The sequence below is a fragment of the Bradyrhizobium sp. G127 genome, assembly GCF_021502575.1.
GTDB lineage: Bacteria > Pseudomonadota > Alphaproteobacteria > Rhizobiales > Xanthobacteraceae > Afipia.
Genome location: NZ_JAKFGN010000001.1, coordinates 948,687 through 966,996 on the forward strand (window position 1 = coordinate 948,687; position 18,310 = coordinate 966,996).

The 18,310-nt window shown below is 57.0% G+C and carries 15 protein-coding genes and 4 pseudogenes; 14 read left to right on the top strand and 5 right to left on the bottom strand.

Features of this window, described 5'->3' with window-relative positions; genetic code table 11:
* Positions 1–7: 7 nt before the first annotated feature.
* The gene (locus LVY71_RS04540; protein WP_184086077.1) at positions 8–1,609 is read right to left on the bottom strand and encodes a GMC family oxidoreductase; all 1,602 of its coding nucleotides are present in this window, start codon (positions 1,607–1,609) and stop codon (positions 8–10) included.
* An 837-nt stretch (positions 1,610–2,446) separates the two neighbouring features.
* On the opposite strand from LVY71_RS04540, the gene LVY71_RS04545 reads away from it, so the two are divergent.
* The gene (locus LVY71_RS04545) at positions 2,447–3,178 is read left to right on the top strand and encodes a FadR/GntR family transcriptional regulator (RefSeq protein WP_235098532.1); all 732 of its coding nucleotides are present in this window, start codon (positions 2,447–2,449) and stop codon (positions 3,176–3,178) included.
* Between the two features lie 101 nt (positions 3,179–3,279).
* Positions 3,280–3,664, top strand: a pseudogene (locus LVY71_RS23035) (transposase); the annotation flags it as partial.
* Here LVY71_RS23035 and LVY71_RS04555 read toward each other — a convergent pair.
* A pseudogene (locus LVY71_RS04555) lies at positions 3,656–3,871 on the bottom strand (transposase); the annotation flags it as partial. The pseudogenes LVY71_RS23035 and LVY71_RS04555 overlap by 9 nt on opposite strands.
* 373 nt (positions 3,872–4,244) lie before the next feature.
* Between LVY71_RS04555 and LVY71_RS04560 the strand changes: the two are divergent.
* From LVY71_RS04560 to LVY71_RS04570, 3 genes are all read left to right on the top strand, one after another.
* The gene (locus LVY71_RS04560) at positions 4,245–4,640 is read left to right on the top strand and encodes an oxidoreductase dimerization domain-containing protein (RefSeq protein ID WP_283814036.1); all 396 of its coding nucleotides are present in this window, start codon (positions 4,245–4,247) and stop codon (positions 4,638–4,640) included.
* Between the two features lie 222 nt (positions 4,641–4,862).
* Positions 4,863–6,410 carry a class I adenylate-forming enzyme family protein gene (locus LVY71_RS04565; protein ID WP_184086074.1) on the top strand — a complete coding sequence of 516 codons (1,548 nt, stop codon included), beginning with the start codon at positions 4,863–4,865 and terminating at the stop codon, positions 6,408–6,410.
* 84 nt (positions 6,411–6,494) lie between these two features.
* Positions 6,495–6,776: a helix-turn-helix domain-containing protein gene (locus LVY71_RS04570; RefSeq protein ID WP_184086072.1), complete on the top strand. Its 282-nt coding sequence runs from the start codon at positions 6,495–6,497 to the stop codon at positions 6,774–6,776.
* 28 nt (positions 6,777–6,804) lie between these two features.
* Here the strand turns inward: LVY71_RS04570 and LVY71_RS04575 are convergent.
* Positions 6,805–7,946 (bottom strand): IS3 family transposase gene (locus LVY71_RS04575; protein ID WP_184086070.1). Its coding sequence is split into 2 segments (ribosomal slippage): positions 6,805–7,682 and positions 7,682–7,946, totalling 1,143 coding nucleotides; the frame shifts between segments, so codons are not numbered across the junction.
* A 64-nt stretch (positions 7,947–8,010) separates the two neighbouring features.
* Between LVY71_RS04575 and LVY71_RS04580 the strand changes: the two are divergent.
* The 4 genes and pseudogenes from LVY71_RS04580 to LVY71_RS04595 all read left to right on the top strand — a co-directional run.
* A pseudogene (locus LVY71_RS04580) lies at positions 8,011–8,283 on the top strand (cysteine hydrolase family protein); the annotation flags it as partial.
* 174 nt (positions 8,284–8,457) lie between these two features.
* Positions 8,458–10,323 carry a heavy metal translocating P-type ATPase gene (locus LVY71_RS04585; protein ID WP_235098536.1) on the top strand — a complete coding sequence of 622 codons (1,866 nt, stop codon included), beginning with the start codon at positions 8,458–8,460 and terminating at the stop codon, positions 10,321–10,323.
* Positions 10,324–10,657: 334 nt separating this feature from the next.
* Positions 10,658–11,536 carry a universal stress protein gene (locus tag LVY71_RS04590; protein ID WP_235098538.1) on the top strand — a complete coding sequence of 293 codons (879 nt, stop codon included), beginning with the start codon at positions 10,658–10,660 and terminating at the stop codon, positions 11,534–11,536.
* A 190-nt stretch (positions 11,537–11,726) separates the two neighbouring features.
* On the top strand, positions 11,727–12,569 hold the full coding sequence (locus tag LVY71_RS04595) for a universal stress protein (protein WP_184086066.1): 843 nt from the start codon (positions 11,727–11,729) through the stop codon (positions 12,567–12,569).
* Positions 12,570–13,037: 468 nt separating this feature from the next.
* On the opposite strand, the gene LVY71_RS04600 is transcribed toward LVY71_RS04595, so the two are convergent.
* On the bottom strand, positions 13,038–13,760 hold the full coding sequence (locus LVY71_RS04600; protein ID WP_184086064.1) for a Crp/Fnr family transcriptional regulator: 723 nt from the start codon (positions 13,758–13,760) through the stop codon (positions 13,038–13,040).
* Between the two features lie 465 nt (positions 13,761–14,225).
* Here LVY71_RS04600 and LVY71_RS04610 point away from each other — a divergent pair, with 465 nt between their 5' ends.
* From LVY71_RS04610 to LVY71_RS04630, 5 genes are all read left to right on the top strand, one after another.
* Positions 14,226–14,432, top strand: coding sequence for a hypothetical protein (locus LVY71_RS04610; RefSeq protein ID WP_184086062.1), 207 nt, complete (start codon positions 14,226–14,228; stop codon positions 14,430–14,432).
* Positions 14,429–15,796, top strand: coding sequence for a hypothetical protein (locus LVY71_RS04615; RefSeq protein ID WP_235098540.1), 1,368 nt, complete (start codon positions 14,429–14,431; stop codon positions 15,794–15,796). The genes LVY71_RS04610 and LVY71_RS04615 overlap by 4 nt, the downstream gene beginning before the upstream one ends.
* Positions 15,793–16,296, top strand: a complete 504-nt coding sequence (locus LVY71_RS04620) for a DUF2249 domain-containing protein (RefSeq protein ID WP_184086058.1) — start codon at positions 15,793–15,795, stop codon at positions 16,294–16,296. Before LVY71_RS04615 ends, LVY71_RS04620 begins: the two co-directional genes overlap by 4 nt.
* Complete coding sequence (locus LVY71_RS04625; RefSeq protein ID WP_184086056.1) at positions 16,293–16,610, top strand: metal-sulfur cluster assembly factor; 318 nt, start codon at positions 16,293–16,295, stop codon at positions 16,608–16,610. Before LVY71_RS04620 ends, LVY71_RS04625 begins: the two co-directional genes overlap by 4 nt.
* 81 nt (positions 16,611–16,691) lie before the next feature.
* Positions 16,692–17,123: a hypothetical protein gene (locus LVY71_RS04630; protein WP_184086054.1), complete on the top strand. Its 432-nt coding sequence runs from the start codon at positions 16,692–16,694 to the stop codon at positions 17,121–17,123.
* 117 nt (positions 17,124–17,240) lie between these two features.
* Here LVY71_RS04630 and tnpC read toward each other — a convergent pair.
* Positions 17,241–18,266 (bottom strand): annotated as a pseudogene (gene tnpC, locus LVY71_RS04635) (IS66 family transposase); the annotation flags it as partial.
* Positions 18,267–18,310: the final 44 nt, after the last annotated feature.

Sequence of the window (18,310 nt, forward strand, 5' to 3'; positions counted from 1 at the left end):
GGGCACGTCACGCGGAGTCGCCGTTGAGAATGATATCTGCAGCCTTTTCCGCTATAGCCATAATTGGCAAGTTTGTGTTCCCGCTGATCACAGTTGGCAGTATGGAGGCGTCGATAACCCTAAGGTTATCGATGCCTCGGACTCTCAACTGGGGATCAACAACAGCTTCATTGTCTTTACCCATGCGGCAAGTACCGACTGGGTGATAAATCGTTTCTGCGCGCTCACGTATCCATTTCTTAAGGGATGCCTGACCAGAAAACGCGTCGCAGTCCAGCTTGCGTTTGATATGTTGCTTCAGCGCCGATTGCTCAGCGATTTCGCACATACTCTCGATCCCGCTCTGCATGCTAACAAGGTCTGATTCCTCAGAAAGGAATCGCGGATCAATTGCAGGAGCGTCTGACGGATCCGCTGTTCGAAGTTTGAGCGTTCCTCGGCTCTTGGGACGAAGCTGGCAGACGCGGACAGCGAAACCATGAGCAATTTGCTCGCCGGACGGGGGGCTTCGCAACGCTAGGATAAGGTGGGCCTGCCATTCGGGCAGGGAAGAACTACTGTCAGGGCCCCAGAATGCGCCGGCCTCGACCCCCTGAGATGCGGCGGGACCGTTTCCGCGAAGCATGTATTGTGCACCCGCCAGACCTCCTTTTAACAGCCCAAGATAAGGAGTAAGTGTAATTGGTTGGGACGCTTCGAAACGAAGCGGGCAGTCGAGATGATCTTGCAAATTTTCTCCCACGCCGACAGAATCTAGAGTGGGTTTTATGCCGACTGATTTAAGATGATCAGCTGGACCTATCCCCGACAACATGAGGAGTTGTGGCGACCCGAGCGCTCCGGCGGCTAGTAGCACTTCGCGCTCTGCCGTGATTGTCATTTCCCGACCGCCCCTTTCGATCACCACGCCTCGCGCGCGCGACCCTTCGATCGCTAGTTGCCGGACCGCGCAATCGGTCATGATCGTGAGGTTTCTTCGATCTTTCCCCAGGTCAAGATATTTGTAAGCCCCAGATCGCTTGCCATTCGCGATGGTGAGTTCATAGAAGCCTGCACCAATCTGGGAGGTGCCGTTAAAGCCATCGTTCCTTGGCAAGCCAGCGGATACGGCGCTTTCAATGAATGCTTTAGAGATTGCATGCTGTAGCGTGCCATATGAGAGCTGAATAGGTCCTGAGTACCCTCGGTCAGGATCACAATCGTCTGCGACCGACCTAGCATCTTCAATTTTTCGAAAATATGGTCGCATAGACTCGTGACTCCAGGACGGCAGTCCTTGGGCGGCCCACGAGTCGTAGTCCCACGGATTGCCACGGATCGCGATCATGGAATTGATCGAGGACGATCCTCCGACGACCCGACCGCGAGGTATGTATATATTCCGATTGTTCAGATGGGTTTGAGGCTCAGTCCAAAAGCGCCAGTTGTACTTTTTGCTCGTGTAGAGAACACGAATGCCCGCCGGCATATGAACGAATACGGAGGATGCGGGCGATCCTGCTTCGATGAGCAAAACTTTGATCTTAGGATCCTCGCTTAACCGCGAAGCCAATACGCATCCAGCCGAACCTGCGCCAACAACGACGTAATCATATGCAAGGGATTTCATTTCCAGGTCCTCTTGAGCAAAAAGTGAGCACTCGCGGGAGAGTGTCAGCCAAACGTCACGGTAACTATTTCAATCCCGCTCGGCGTCCAAAACTTAGTCGCTCGACTTCAATTGTTGGATGGGTCTACCATATTGGTAGACCAAAATAGCTCGCCGTGGGCTCGACGTCAACCGATAGGGGGATTGTTTGGTCGCCGAGCATTGATGATCATGCTTGTTACCGCGTCCTTTCTGATCATACTGATGAAGAAAGCCGGTGACGCGCCACTGGGTCGCTTATCCAAAAAAAGAGCGAGAAGATCGTAAAATCTCTAGACCGTTAGCACTCAAATTCTGCTACGAGTAGTGATCGTACATAAAATGCGTCTGCATTCGGGGACCGCGCGTAAGCGCCCAATTCTGCGCCGATGACAAAGATCGAGCCATGTCGGTCCGAGCTGCGATATGCCCTCAAGAGGGTCGGCAACGGACTTTGTACGCCACGCCGAAGGCCGCGTTACTTGAATATCGTTCAGGGCCAGATCGGGCCTACCAATTTAGTGCACCGCAACTATATCCGTGAAGTGGGCAAAATCGAGCAGAACTGCGTCAGATTCGAATAATTTCACTTTCCATTCAATGGCCACGCTGCTGTCGATAATGCCTCGCACCCGTCTGTAGACGCTGGCTTATTCAGTGTGATCCTCCTCTAACCGAGAACACAACCTTTCAAATACACCTACTTATCGATTAAAGTGACGCATTGCAGATTTGGGCATTCTCGCGGTTGCTTGGAACGCGATCCCTATAATCGCAACCACGTGTCTTGCAGGACCAAACAACAAAGAGTGCAAAACAATGACCGAGCGCGATCGAGCTGATCAATTTATGGTACCTTCAAATGCCGTGGGAAAAATTCTCTCATTCATCCGCGAACGTCGCTACCAACCTTCGGAGCGCCTTCCGTCTGAACGCGATTTCGCTGAGAAATTTGACACCAGCCGTGGTGCTGTTCGTGAGGCATTGGCAACTTTGGAAGCGATGCGCGTTGTTGAAAGGCGCCCCAACTCCGGCATATATCTTCGAAATTCCGACGACAGTAGTATCGAAGCGCTCGTCCTTCACGCCGAATCCGGACTTCCATTCCAAGCCGATGAGATCGCCGATGTATTCGAGGTGCGGCGTATGCTTGAAGTGCAAGCTGTCAGGCTGGCTTGCAGCCGCAGAACAGCTGATAACATTCGTGATCTGCATACGATTCTAACAAACACTGCGAAGCGCATCGCAAAAAAGCAGACGATTGAGTTCGAAGATGAGGCTTTTCACCTTGGGATTTTTATTGCGACCAAAAACGACATTCTGCTTCGTGTTGTAAAATCCTTTTATGAAATGTCCCGACAGCGGCGGCGCGTCTACTTTACGGATCAAGGGCGAGGACGTCGCTCGTATGAAGATCATTGCAAGATTCTTGAAGCGATCGAAAATCGTCGCGTCGGTCAAGCCGAACAAGTGATGAGCGACCATCTATCCCAAACGATAGAGAATTGGCAGCGCTTGCTTGGCGAGCCAAATTTGCCCAAGAAACGGTAGGCGCTCCTGAAACTTCCGAGGCTCGGCCACCGATGCGGAGATTCTGTTCAGACTGACCTGCCACTGTCGATTTCCTCCACGGAGAGTTAGAGTCCGGCCTTGTGAAGGGTGGACAAAAGCGAGCCAAGTTTACGGAAGAGCAGATTATCGAGGTTTTGCGAGAACACGAGGCGCGCGCGAAGACAGCGGATCTCGCCGCGCAAGCACGGCGTCTCGGAGGCGACGCTATTATTGGAAGCCAAATATGGTGGCATGGATGTTACCGAGGCCAAGCGACTGAAGCGGCACGAGGACAAGAATGCCAAGCTGAAGAAAATTTTGGCGGAGCAGATGCTGGATGCAGCCGCACTCCGCGAGCTTCTGGTAAAAAATGGTAGGGCCCTCGCCGCCAAGCGCGAAGGTGTCGCGCATCTGCAGGCCGCATTGGGCCTCTCAGAACGTCGGGCCTGCAACGTCGTCGATGCCGATCGCAAGATGATCCGCCACCACCCGCTTCAGCTTCGCGTTCTCGTCTTCAAGCTGTTTCAGCCGACGGATCTCGGCGACGCCCATGCCGGCGTAAACTTTCTTCCACCGGTAGAACGTCGGCTCTGAGACCCCCATCTTGCGGCAGATCTCCTCGATCGTCGTGCCGCTGTCAGCCTGCCTCAGCGCAAAGGCAATCTGCTCCTCCGAAAACCGCTTCCGCTTCATGGCATCCTCCCTCCGTGGGGTTCAGAATGCCGATCCCGAAGAGAAGCGCGGCTCCTGCGAGTTACATTTTACGTCGGATTGGTGGGAAAGGCTTGAAAGTGTTTGACCTCGATTGGCCAATTAGAGAAGTCTCTATCCCGCTGGTCCAAAATATCCGTCAGGTCATGGCGTCGCGCTCATTCCCTCAATGGTGAGATATCAGTCAGGAATTAGTTCTAGATATACTTGTCACATATCAATGTCGTGCTGACGTAACCCATCGCATCAATCTTACGCTCGTTGCGATCCGTGAGAGCCAAGCGCGTATTCGGCTATCACTCACGACGGATCGACCACAACGATATGTTGACTGTGGCATTTCCCAGCTTTAGGTCTGCACGGTAGGGCTGACCGAAGCGGAAGCCGGCGCGCAGTTCATTCGCGCCGGTATCTACAAAACCAATTTCAAGCCGATCATGGCGACGATGTAGGCAACACAAGTCGCATTTTCATGAAGCTCATTGTCGATGTTTCGACCAGTCACGTGCTTATCGGTCACACCACATCACCTGACGCCGCCGAGACTATCCAGATTGTCGGTGATGTAATCAGGATGCAAACGACTAAGGCAGATTTCGACGTCACCATCGCGGTGAATCAATCCTCGGCGAAAGAGCTTATGACCATGCGCGTGCCCACGCAGCATTACGTCGCGCGAGTGCCGGAATGGGCGGATCAGAAATATTCTCCGAACACGATGTTCCGTGCGGCCTTCCATCTCTTACGCTGATTCAGCCCGCTGAACGACGCACGGCAACTGAGGATACCTGTCAAATCTCCATTCTTGACATGGCAAAAAAATGGAACTACCAGATTGGTAGTATCAGTAGTCCAGCATCTTCTTGGGTGTGATCAACCAGTGTCGCAAGATAACATTTGGCTCCGTGTACTGAGCGGTTGTTGTGTTCTTGAGAATGTTCCCAAAGATATACATTGTGGAGAAAGATGATCGATGATTCCGGATCTATTGTCGAATTTGCCACCTAGAATCCACATGATATTGGAGGAGGGTGCAAAGGAGGGGGCGTCCCGAATTGCATTCACTGATGAAAATGGTGCGGAGTGGAGCTATCGGCGTCTGATCGACACTGTTGCCGATGTTGCTGGGAAAATGGCAGAATTGGGTGTTCGTCCTGGCGACCGTGTTATGGTGGTTTGTGAGAATTCGATCGCCGCAATTGTCCTGATGTACGCTGCAAGTCGATTGGACGCGTGGAGCGTGATGACTAGCGCTCGTCTCAGCTCACGCGAGATTGATTTAATCAAGGAAGACAGCAGTCCCCGCCGTGTATTCTACACCCACATCATTTCTTCGGAAGCGGACGCTCACGCACGGCGCCATGGCGCAACTCTGGAGCTATTTGACGAGATCGGTAGGGTGAAAGTTGGAAGCCTCGATGCGGGAACCATGGCCGAAAAGGTTGAAGGTGATCCCGCAAAGCAGGTTGCTACGCTGATCTACACAACGGGAACGACAGGCCGCCCCAAGGGGGTGATGCTGAGCCATCGTAATCTTGCATTTGTTGCCTGCCGTGGAAAAGTAACGAAGACCATTTTCGCGGATGATGTTTCGTTATGCCTCATGCCCATCTCGCATTCGTACGGGCTTGCTCTGATGCAAGGACTGCTCTTTGCGGGAGGCCATTCGCGAATTATGTCGCGCTTTTCTCTCGCGCAGACAATCGAAGTCATTCAAAATGGTACGCTGACATTTTTCGCAGCCGTGCCAGCTTTATTTGCCCGCCTCGTTGCTCATGCTGACCAAACTGATCTTCAACTCATGCCAAATCGGTTGCGGTACGCCTACACTGGGACGGCGCCGCTCGATCTATCGCTTCGCCAAAATGTCGAGCGGGTGCTCGGCGTGGTACTTCACAACGGTTATGGCCTAACTGAGACGTCGCCTACTATTAGCCGCACTCTGTATGAGATGGGAAGCAATGAGGTCAACATAGGTACTCCAATTCCTGGAGTTGAGATCAAGGTTGTTGGGTCCGATGGCTGCGAGATTATGGATGGCTCTCCGGGTGAGCTGCATGTGCGTGGACCTAACGTGATGCTTGGCTATTTCCGTCAGCCAGAGCTTACGGAGGCGGTAATTGATAAGGATGGATACTTGAATACTGGCGATGTTGTGAGCGTTAATTCAAAGCAAGAGCTGGTAGTGCAGGGGCGCACTAAAGAATTGATCATTCGTTCAGGCTTCAACGTTTATCCTCCGGAGATTGAGGCGGCGCTCAATACGCATCCAGCAGTTTTGAATTCTGCCGTCGTTGGGCGGTCAATCGAAGGTAATGAGGAAATTATCGCCTTTGTTGAGCCGGTTCCCGGCTGCCATATAGAGATAGACGCACTGTTTGCGTTGCTGGATGAGCACCTCGCTCGGTACAAAAAACCTCAGAAGATAATCGTGATGCCACAGCTTCCAATTGCTCCGAACGGCAAGATCAGAAAGAATGACTTGAAGAAGTACGCTGAAACGCTGCCTTCTTTCGCCTAGTAGGTATCTTCAAAGCTTGTAGGAATGTACGGACTTGCGAGACATCCTTTAACCTAAGCCTCAACGGCAGGAAGGATGATCAGGATGTACAAATTCAGGCGCGATGTGGACCACAAGCTGCGGGTGCTCCAACACGCTGACAAGATTGGTGATGTCGGCAAGGCGTGTCGGTATTTTGGCGTCGGCAGAGCCAGCTTCTATCGCTGGCGGACGGCTTTTCGGCAGCACGGCCTGGCAGGCCTCGAGAACTGCAAAACAGCGCCGAAGAATCCCGCCAATGGCACGTCTCCGGAGATCGTCGAGAAGGTCCTGCACCTTCGTAAGACCTATCGTCTCGGGCCCATACGGATCGTCTGGTTGACCTGACGGATATTTTGGAGCAGCGGGATAGAGATTACTGCATTGCTGCGCTCCGATCCAGATGCGTCGGTGGGGCTGATGTTTGGGGCGCCGGTGGTCGATAATTCAGGGAAGAGTGCGGTCTGATCGCGTTGTAGTGCTTGCGCCATTGCTCGAGGACGACGGTAGCCTCCTTCAGACTGAAGAATATTTCGCCGTTCAGGCATTCATCGCGCAGTTTCCCGTTGAAGGACTCGCAGTAGCCATTCTCCCATGGGCTGCCGGGCGCTATGTAGAGCGTCTTCGATCCCAGCTTTGCAAACCAGCTGCGCACAATCTTTGCCGTCATCTCCGCGCCGTTGTCAGAACGCACGTGTTCCGGCACACCGCGCTCGATCATCACGTCGGCCATGGTCTCGATAACGCCAAAGCCAAAGCTGTTGATGCGACGGGCCACCCTGATCGCCAGGCATTCCCGCGTGAACTCGTCGATCAAAGTCATCAACCGGAGTTTGCGCCCATCGTGGGTTTGCGCTTCCACAAAATCGTAGCTCCAAACATGATTGCGATGCTGCGGTCGCAACCGGATGCAGGATCCGTCGTTGAGCCACAGCCGGCCGCGCGGTCGCTGCTTCCTGGGTACCTTCAGCCCCTCACGGCGCCAGATTCGCTGAACTCGATCACAACCCACTTGCCAGCCTGCGTCGACCAGCAGAGATGTGATCCGGCGATAGCCATATCGTCCGTATTGCGATGCTAGAGAGACAATCGCTCTCGTCAGCGCATCTTCATCGGCCCGAACGATGCTGGTGTATCGCTGTGTCCCGCGAGGCTGGCTGACGATCCGGCAGGCATGGCGTTCGGAGATACCATACTTCCCTCGAATGCCCTCTACCGCCTGCCGGCGCCGCTCAGGGCTTATAAGTTTCCCGAGGCAACGTCCTTGAGCACCTGCTTCTCAAGCGACAGATCGGCGACGAGACGCTTGAGGCGGACATTCTCCCGCTCCAGGTCCTTCATCCGCTTCGCCTGATCGAGCTCAAGGCCACCGTATTCCTTTCGCCAGCGATAATAACTCTGTTGCGAAATCCCGGCTTCCCGGTACGTCACTGGCGCACCCTTACCCTGCGACATCAACACTTCGATCTGACGGAGCAACACCACGATCTGCTCCGCGCTGAACCTCTTCTTCGGCATACCAAAGCTCCTTTCCAAGCTGACTTTCTCACAAAGCTTGGTCCAAGAAACCCAGGTCAGGTCACTGCAGAATCTTGGTGTGACCCATCTCATTCTTCGCGGTATCACGACCGATGTCTGCGTGCACACGATCATGCGGCAGGCTAACGATCTCGGATATTGGTGCCTGTTGCTCAAGGACAGCGTCGGCGCGACCGATGTGGGCAACCACGATGCGGCAATCAAAATGGTAAAGATGCAGGGTGGCGTTTTCGGCTGGGTCTCGGATACCTTTCGTTTGCGTGAGGGGTTGAAAAGGGGCGAATCTGATTACGCAGTAGAGGCGCTTCAGCATTAAAGCACTTGCGATCGGCTCGAGGCAGCTCGGTCTGGAAACCTCAGGCAGGTTCAGAATGCTCGAAAAAATTGCGCTCAACATGGAACAGTTGGTGGTCAGGATCATAGCAGTATCGGCATGCCAGGCGCTGGCATGCATATTTGAGAATGTGCATGATCATAAGAATGCTCGACATTGACCGTCTTCGATAGAGTTGAATCTGCAGTGCGCCGCGTCGGCTATCGGCGCTACGGCTCCCGTCTGCTGGTTTTCGTCGCGCTGCTTGGCCTGGCGGTGGGCGGCTGGTTCTGGTGGCATGGCGATGCTGATCGGTCCCATCTCACTTGGGCGCTTGGGACGATTCCCGTTCTGCTCGCATTGTTCGTGCAGATTATCGGATCGCTGCGCCGGGGCGATATTGGGCTCGACGTCGTTGCGGCGCTTTCCATGTCGGCGGCGCTTGTTTTCGGGGAAACTCTTGCCGGCAATGTCGTAGCGTTGATGTATGCTGGCGGCCAATTGCTGGAGAGTTTTGCCGAAGGACAGGCACGGCGCGAAATGACAGCGCTTCTCGGTCGCGTCGCGTTCACTGCGATGCGCTATCGCGATCATGCCCTTGAAGAAGTTCCGATCGTGACGATCCGGCAAGGAGACCGCCTGCTCATTCGGCAGGGCGAGGTTCTACCGGTGGATGGTCACATCGTCGACGGCGTAGCTGTGCTTGACCTCTCGGCCTTAACCGGAGAATCAATACCCAAAAGTCTCACGCGCGGTGGCGAGGTGCTGAGCGGGTCCACCCTTGTCGGCGCGCCCTTCGATCTAATCGCGAGCAGGCCAGCCTCCGAAAGCACCTATGCGCGAATTGTCCGCCTCGTCGAGGCGGCTCAGGCGAGCAAATCGCCGATGGCGCGCTTGGCCGACCGCTATGCCATTGGCTTTCTGGTGCTGACCGTATCCATCGCCGCCATCGCCTGGGCCGTTAGCAACGATCCGATCCGCGCTTTGGCCGTGCTGGTGGTGGCGACGCCTTGCCCTTTGATCCTCGCCGTTCCCGTGGCGATTATCTCCGGCATGTCGCGAGCCGCGAAATCCGGGGCGTTGGTCAAAGACGGCGCAGCGCTGGAAGCGCTGGCCCGCGTGCAGACGGCTATTCTTGATAAAACCGGGACGCTCACTGAGGGACGCCCCGCGATCACGGAAATCAGGACGCGCTATGGCTTTTCCGATAACGACGTGCTCGGGCTGGCCGCAAGTTTAGATCAGGCATCGGCGCACGTCGTGGCGACGACGCTCATCCAGGCGGCCACTGAGGCGGGGCTGACGCTCTTGCCGCCCTCCGATATCACGGAAGTTCCCGGCAAGGGGATCGAGGGTACGGTCGGCGGTCGACGTGTTGCGATCGGCGGCGATACCTATGTGCGCAACCGCAGCAGTGGCGACGGCCAAATGGTTGGCGGACTCGACCCGCCCCCTGGCGTGATGTCGGTTGCGGTTGCGGTGGATGGCGTGGTCGCGGGCGTCATCCTGCTTCAGGACCAATTGCGGGAGGATGCGCGCTCCACGCTCGATGCGCTGAGGGCGGCCGGAATCGAACGGATCGTGCTGGCTTCCGGCGATATGGATCACATTGCGCAGGCGGTGGGCCAATCCCTCGGCGTCGACGAAATCCAGGGAGATTTGACGCCCGAAGGTAAAGTCGCTGCCGTTCGACGTGAAGCAGCAACGCGCCAAGTGATGATGGTGGGTGACGGCGTCAACGATGCGCCGGCTCTGGCCGCAGCCGATGTCGGGGTGGCGATGGGCGCGCGAGGCGCGGCTGCTTCTTCGGAGGCCGCGGGCGTGGTTCTGCTTGTCGATCAGCTGCTGCCGCTCGCCAGAGCGCTCGATATTGCGCGGCGGACTCGTGGCATTGCGCTGCAAAGCGTATTCGTCGGGCTGGGCCTATCCGTCTCCGGCATGGTGGTCGCGGCATTCGGCTATCTACCGCCCGTGCAGGGTGCGCTTATGCAGGAAGCGATCGACGTTGTTGTCATCCTCAATGCGCTGCGGGCGCTGCGATAGCACGGCCGTTCAGTGAATCGGCCGAGCCTTCGCGCATGCTTTTCGATCGAGGTCGAGGATCACGTGACGCCGGACGCGGCCAGCCAGCCGCTGCACGCCGTGACCGATTGGGGCCGCTATACGGAAGCTCTTTCCTACGATGATCAAACGTAAAATGTTGAGCCTGGATAACGTCTGACTTATTTCGTCTGCTAGCTTATCATTGCTTCAATTATCGTTCGGGCAGTCAACAGCATTTTCGTCGGTGCATCGGCAGTTCCGAGAACGGTCCCGATGACCACATAAAGCTGTGATGGAGGAGTATGATGATTATGATTTCGGGAGTGCCTCAAAGATGAAGATGATTCTGGCCGCTCTCGATCTGGAGATTCGAAGCGATGCGGTGCTGGCCCGAGCGGTCCAGTTGGCTGTGACACATGCTGCCCAGCTCGTGCTGCTCCATGTCATCGAAAGGGAGACGTTGTCCTATGTTGCCGGCGTATCGGGTCGCAGCGAAACCGATCTGCAGGATGAACTTAAACAGCAAATGCTCACGAGGCTTGAGGCTTTATTGAGCGAAACCGGGCGCACTCGGCGTAGCGTCTGCCGCGTTGAATTTGGATCGCCACACGAAGTCATTACTCGAGTGGCGCGTGAGATTTCCGCAGGTCTGATCGTAATCGGGCCGGGCAAAACACAATCGTTGAAGGAGAAGATTCTAGGCTCGACAGCTGACCGGGTGATCAGGACGGCGCCCACGCCGGTTCTTGTGGTCAGGCGCCAGCCAGTAAAGCCTTATATACAAGTAGCTGTCGCGGTTGATTTCTCGCCTCAATCGGCAGCTGCCGCTAGGGAAGCGCATAAACTGGCTCCGGATGGTAAAATCACGCTGATTCATGTTGACGATATTCCGCTAACCGTCGAGCAGGTCATGTTACGCGCTGGGACATCACAGGCGGCGATGGAAGAATACCGCTCGGCCAGAATCACCAAGGCTAGTCACGATCTTGCCGGATTCGCGCTTGAAGTGGCGGGCCCTAGCAAAACACAGAAGCGCAATCTGCAAGGCGTTCCTGGCGTCGTCCTCGGCCGTCTCTCACGCAGCAGCCGCGTCGATCTGCTGGCCCTCGGACCGCATGGCCGCAACGTGATTCTCCCGACCCTTCTTGGCAGCGTCACGCAACGGGTACTCAAGGAAGCAGCCTGCGACGTTCTGGTCGCCGGCCCCCGCTAACGCCCCTTGTACGCAAAGATAAAATATAACCTGATGTGGTCGTCATCGGCGGCGCGGGCATGGCCTCCTGCCGTAGTCCCTGCTCTGTAGCGTCGCGCAGGAATTTCGTCGGAAGCCAGCCGGTGATGTTCTGATTGTGGTTGATTCTCCGGACACAGCCAGGCGTTGCCAAAAAGGAGAGAGCTTCAAGATGTCGTTTAAGAAGATTCTTGTTCCGTTAGCCGATGTTGATAGTGACGCAGAAGCAATTGATGCTGCGCTCCACCTCGGTCGCGAGTTCGGAGCTCAGATCGTGGCGCTTTACGCCAAGATGGCAAACGGCAATCCATCGACCAATCGGACCAAACTTGCGGGCTCTGTCGAACGCGAGAATGGGTTCACAGATGAAACGGAGGTGGAGCGCGCCCGCACGCTGTTTCGGAATTGCTGCGCATCCCATCGCATCAACTGGCCCGGTGACATAGCGACTGAGGGGCTGTCGGCAAAGTTTCTAGAATTGCAAGGGATCGAAGCCGACTTAATTGCTCAGCATGGTCGCGTCTCCGATCTAACCGTATTCACGCATCCAAATTCACACGAATTCGACTGGCCAAACATTTCTATCCAGACCGCGCTGCGGGAGACATCTCGGCCTGTTCTGCTCGTACCAAGAACGATTACGCGAGTTGGCCAACGAAGTATAATTGCCTGGAATGGGTCATTAGAGAGTGCCCGCGCCATCGCATTTGCGATCCCTATTCTTCTGCGAAGCGCAGACACTCTCGTAGTCACAGTCGGCAACTACGACGTCCAACCCTCTGGAGAAGATGTCGTTGACTATTTAAAATGTCACGGAATCTTCGCGAAGAGCATGGTTGTTCCCATTGAACAAGAATCGGAGAGCTTAACGTTGCTTGCCGCCGCTTCGAATTTCGATGCGGATCTGACCATTCTCGGCGCATATACCCGCCATCGTAGCGGGCATCCTGTATTTGGCTCCATGACGATCGAAATGATCGAACAAAAGCAGATCGCAGTATTTATGTCTCACTAGAAATCGCTGCACTTGCCGTGGGCCTTCACCGTCAGGCTTGAATGCGTCATTGGAACGCTCTGACGGTCGTCGCTCGCGTCTAATGCGACAAGAACACTGGAATTTTGAGATTCGCACCGAAGATATCTATCGTCGCGCTACCGAACATGAGCGTTCGTTCAAATCCGTGAGCGTGTCCTCCCATTACAAGTAAATTCGCGTCTGCGCGTCTCGCATGTGTTAGGAGACTCATGCCGACGGTGAGATTCTCCCGATTGATAGTCTTGAATTTGGCATCAATGTTTCAGCGTGAGAGATAATGGCGGAGCCCGCTTTCCGAATCGGCTACCGAAAAGGTCTTGTCATCGATCACAGACACGATGTCTTCGGGAAAGTCGACTGGCGGATTGATGATGGGGGCTCGCGACCAACGGCACCATGTTTCTTCCGACGGTACGTCGGTCAACCATGGGCCTCCAGATACTGAAATCAGGGACCGGGCGTGCCGGGCCGGTCGTCTTTGTTACCTTCGGCAAGGCTGTGGAGCCGCTGCGAGTCGCGCAGGACGATTCGCTGCCGCCCGCCTTCGACCAGCCCCTGGCCTTCCCAAGCGCTGAGGATCCGGCTGACCGTGTGCAGCGTGGTGCCGGTCATCTCGGCGACGTCCTGACGGCTGATCGGGAAATCGATCTCGACCCCGGCCTCAACCTTGCGGCCGGCTTGTTTCGCAAGACGGAGGAGCGTGTGCGCGATCCGCTGTTCGACCTGTTCGTTCGAGATTTCGATCACGCGGGTCTGGGTATCCTGTAGGCGGCTACCGACGGTTTGCAGCGCGCTGCTGGAAAGGCTCGGGAATTTGGCGATCAGGCGCTGCCAAGACGATGATGGCCAAGCGAGGGCGATGCTATCGACCGCGGCCACTGCCGTCGCAGGGTAGTGTGACAGGTTCATGGCCTGTGCGACGCCGAACAGTTCGCCTGCGGACACGTAGCGAACAACGGTCTGCTGGCCTTGCGGCGTCGTCTTCTCGACGCGGAGATGGCCGTGGAGCAGCACGAAGAAGCGGTCGGCTTCCGCGCCCTGCTCGAACACGGCGGTACCCCTCGGGTAGCGGACCGAGCGAGCCTCGCGCAGCAACTCCTCCTGTTCGCCGGGATTCAGGCCGGAGAACATTGAGAGACTGGCGACCAAAGAACGGTCGACTGAGGCCATGGCACCTTTCCTTGCAATGCGCCGGACACTAACCGCCACCGCTGCAGGCCACAACACCGGGCCGAGCCTTGGGCACGGGAACCCGCCGGCTGGTTGCGCTGGCGCAAAGTCCGGGATCGACGGGTTGGATATCGAAGAAGGCGGAGCCCGGCAGTCGCCGGTCCGCAAAGGCGAGGACGAAATGACAGTAAGGTTGAAAGGCGGCACTGGTCGCTGCGATCGTGGTGCTGGCGGGAGCCGCGCATGCTGCGGAAATCGAAGTGAAGATGCTCAACAAGGGATCTGACGGGGTGGCGATGGTATTCGAGCCGTCCTTTGTGAAGATTGTGCCGGGCGATACCGTGAAGTTCGTGTCCACTCACGAGGACAACGCATGAGCGGACCGGAAAGCCGCGAAGCGCAGTTTGGGGATGCTCCCCGAAGCGGCGGCGCTGCTTGCCACACTATGGGATGGGGATAGTTGCCATGGGTTTCGAGCTTGTCGAAAAGCGTGGCGAATACCTGCTTGGCCTTGCCCGTTTGAGGCACGGCCTTCGCCTGATCGACGTTGGTCGGCGAACCGACCACGATCACGCTTCTGGTTTGCGTCGGGACAAAGAAACCGGATCGCTCCTGACTATTTTGAGGGAGACAATTGGAGGTCTCGTAATGGCGACTATGGCTCCATCATGATCGGCGGCAACCTTTCAAAATGGGCGATGAGCTACTTTGCGGCTGCGATCGTATGGTTGTTGGCAGCCGAGATCCTCATGGTCGCTGGCTTTGGCTATCCTGCTGTCGACGTCGCATCGCCCGATACGCTGGTGATAGTCCACATGATCTGCGTCGGCTGGCTCAGCATGGCGATGTGCGGGGCGTTATTCCAGTTCGTGCCGGTCCTGGTAGCGAAACCCTTGTTTTCCGAGCGTTGGGAGCTGCCCACCTTCGCATTGCTCACGGCCGGTCTGATTGCGCTACTAGCGGGCTTTCTCGCACTCGGCGGGCGCCTGTCGGCGTGGCTCTGGTTGCTTCCGCTTGGCGCGACTTTGCTGATCGCCGGATTCGGTCTCATGACGATCGACCTTGTGTTGACGGTGTGGCGGGCCCGTCCTCCCATGGGCCCGGCACACTTCGTGCTCATCGGACTCGCTTCGCTGTGTGCGACAGCGTTGCTAGGCAGCGTGTTTGCATGGTCGCTGGCTGGGTATGGCGGTGCCGCGTTCGGGACGATTCTGGAATCGGGTGTCCCGCTTCATGCGATCTCCGGTTTGGGCGGCTGGCTGACGCTTACCGCCATGGGCGTCAGCTATCGCCTATTATCGATGTTCATGCTGTCGCCTGATATCGAGGGGCACCAAAGTCGCATTACGCTCCTTGCCGGTGCGGTGACGATCAGCTTTGTCGTGACCGGCGGACTTCTCGCCATCGCGATGGAAACCGGACTTGACGTCGTGCTTCTGGCGACCGCTGTTCTGAGCCTCGCAACACTCTCTCTCTACGGCCGCGACATCGCGGGGCTCTACCGCAACCGCAAACGACGACAACTCGAGCTGAATACTCGCATGGCGGCCTACGGTTTCGTTAGTCTGGCCGCAGCGGCATTGCTCGGGATCGAACTGGTAGCCACCGGCTCGTTCTCGGCGCATGTCGGAGCCTTCACGTTCCTAATCGCCTTCGGTTGGCTTTCGGGGCTCGTCCTCGCCAAGCTCTACAAGATCGTCGCTTTTCTCACCTGGCTCGAAACCTATGGCCCTGCGATGGGGCGCGTGCCGACGCCCCGCGTGCAGGATCTTGTTGCCGAGCGGCGCGCTGCCAAGTGGTTCGCGGGCTATTTCATATCCGTCTGGATAGCGACCGGCGGTTTGCTGGCCGGCCAGCCGTCTGCTTTCCGTCTCGCTGTCCTCGCGATGACGGTGGCGACTGCCGGCATTGTGCGGCAACTCGTCCGGACGCGTCGCCTAAGGGATGTAGTCGAGCCGCTCCGTCTGCCGAGCGGAACGAGCTTTCCGCGACTTTTGTATTCTCGACCTGAACCATGCCGAAAGAAACAGTCATGACCCATTACATCGACGTTGACGTCCGTCCCATCCTGCGCGCGGGCGGTGAGCCGTTTTCGGCGATTATGGCTGCCCTGGATAATCTTCAACCCGACAATGGATTGCGCCTCTACGCGACCTTCAAGCCCATCCCGCTGTTCAGCGTCATGGCCGACAGGGGCTTCGTCCACTCGGAGAGAGAACTCGACGGTGGCGAGTGGGAGGTCCTGTTCACGCCAGCGGGGATAGCGCTCGCCGAATCTCCGCCGCCATCGCAAGTTTCGGATACTTGGCCGGAACCGGTCGTGCGGCTCGACAACCGGAACCTCGATCCTCCTGAACCGATGGTGCGGATCCTCAGCGCCGCCGAACAGCTCCTTCCCGGGGAGACGCTCGCTGCGCTGCTTCGCCGCGAGCCGGTCTTCCTGTTTCCGCATCTGGAAAAGCGGGGCTTCCAATGGCTCGGCGGTTTCACGTCGGACGGATCGGCCTACGAACTCACTGTCCGGGCGCCGGCATGAATGACGATGACCTCGTTGAACTGATCGGGGAAGCGCTCCGGACTGTCATCGACCCCGAACTCGGGCACAATATCGTCGACCTCGGACTTGTCTACACAATCATGGTCACCGACGGCCTCGCGCATATCGTGATGACGGCCACCACGCCGGGATGCCCGGCCGTCAGCTTTCTCAAGGATGGCGTCGCCAACTGCGCATCGCGCGTGCCTGGGGTCCGGTCGGTCGATGTCGTCATAACGTTCGACCCGCCGTGGACGCCGTTGATGATAGCAGCCGACGTCAAAGCCTTGCTCGGGTTTGCTAGCTTGCATTAAAGCTACGGCAAGTTGCGATGGCGCAAAGACGATACTCTCGCACCAGCTATCGTGATCGCGTTCAAACAGACGGAGCGCACCATGGTATCCCGTTCAAGCCCGATCCTCGGCCGCGTGATCGATAGTCTCACCGCATGGCTCGCACATCGCCGCGACATCGGAGAGCTTTCTCACCTGCCGCCGGGAGAGTTTTCCTCGATCGCAAGTGATCTTCGCCTCTCCCCGACCGATTTTGCGAGGCTGGCCGGCAAACGGCGCGGCAAGGCCGACAATCTTTGCAGACTGCTCAGCGCTCTTGGAATCGATAATTCGGCAATCGCCCGCACCGAACCGGCCGTCATGCGCGACATGGAACGCGTATGTGCTGCGTGTCTGAACACCGCGATATGTCAGGACGAACTTCGTGCCGGAACGGCGGCTCGGACCTATCAGGAATTCTGTGCAAACAGCGGCACGCTCGATGTGCTCGATCGAGAGGAGAGGCTGCCGCCGGCCCCGGCGAGAGCCTCATGAAACTCGGTTACTGAGAAAAGCCATTAGAAATGCAACAATGGCGTTGCCGGTGCTGATAACGCACCGCGCCCCTACCGTCGTTGAATTAAGTGTAAGCGTCCATTTCTTACACAAGGCCTAGGCTTTGCCTTTGATAGGTTGCCAATTCCATGGCAGCGTCTCGTCGAGACGGCTGGCGGGATGGCCGTCGATCATGCGTTGCAGGATGTCCTTTAGATAGCCAAACGGCTCGACGTTGTTGAGCTTTGCAGTGGTGATGAGTGAACAGACGGTTGCCCATCGCGCACCGCCGCCGTCCGAGCCCGCGAACAGATGGTTCTTGCGTCCCAGCGCAACGGGACGGATGGCGCGCTCGACGGTGTTGGTGTCGAGTTCGATACGCCCGTCATCGATGAACCGGCCAAGATCGCTCCAACGGGTCAACGCATAACGGATCGCATCGGCGAGGCCGCTGCGCGGCGGGATGTGTAGCAGCTTCGTCTCGAACCATAGCTTCATCGCCTCGACCAGTGGCAGTGACCGGGCTCGTCGCACGCCCTTGCGTGTACCGGCGCTCTCGCCACGGATGGTTGTCTTGATCGCATAGAGTTCGGCGATGCTCCTTAGCGCTTCAGCCGCAATGGGAGAGCCGGTCGCCTGATGGACCTCATAGAACTTGCGCCGCGTATGGACCCAACACGCGGCGAGCTGTATATTGCCGCCGACGCGGAGCCGGTCGAAGCCGGGATAACCGTCGACCTGAACAACCCCTCTGAATTGTGCCAGATGAGAAGCTGGACGTTTGGCCTTGCGATCGGGACTGTAGAAGTAGATCGCCGCCGGTGGATCAACTCCGCTCCAGGGACGGTCATCGCGGGCGTAAACCCAGAGCCTGCCGGTCTTGGTGCGACCGCCGCCGGGATCGAGCACCGGGATTGGCGTATCGTCGGCGAACAGTTTTTGCGAGGCGAAGGCGTGCTCGGCAAGCTTTGCCTGCAGCGGCTCCAGCCACCAGCAGGCGCCGCCCACCCAGTTCGCCAGGGTCGAGCGGTCGATCTCGACGCCGTGCCGGGCGAAGATTTGGCTCTGCCTGTAAAGCGGAAGGTGATCGCAGTACTTGGCGACCAGGACATGAGCGAGAAGACCGGGACTGGCGAGGCCCTTGCGCATATCGATGAAGCCGAAGGCCAGATGCACCTTTACGCCCG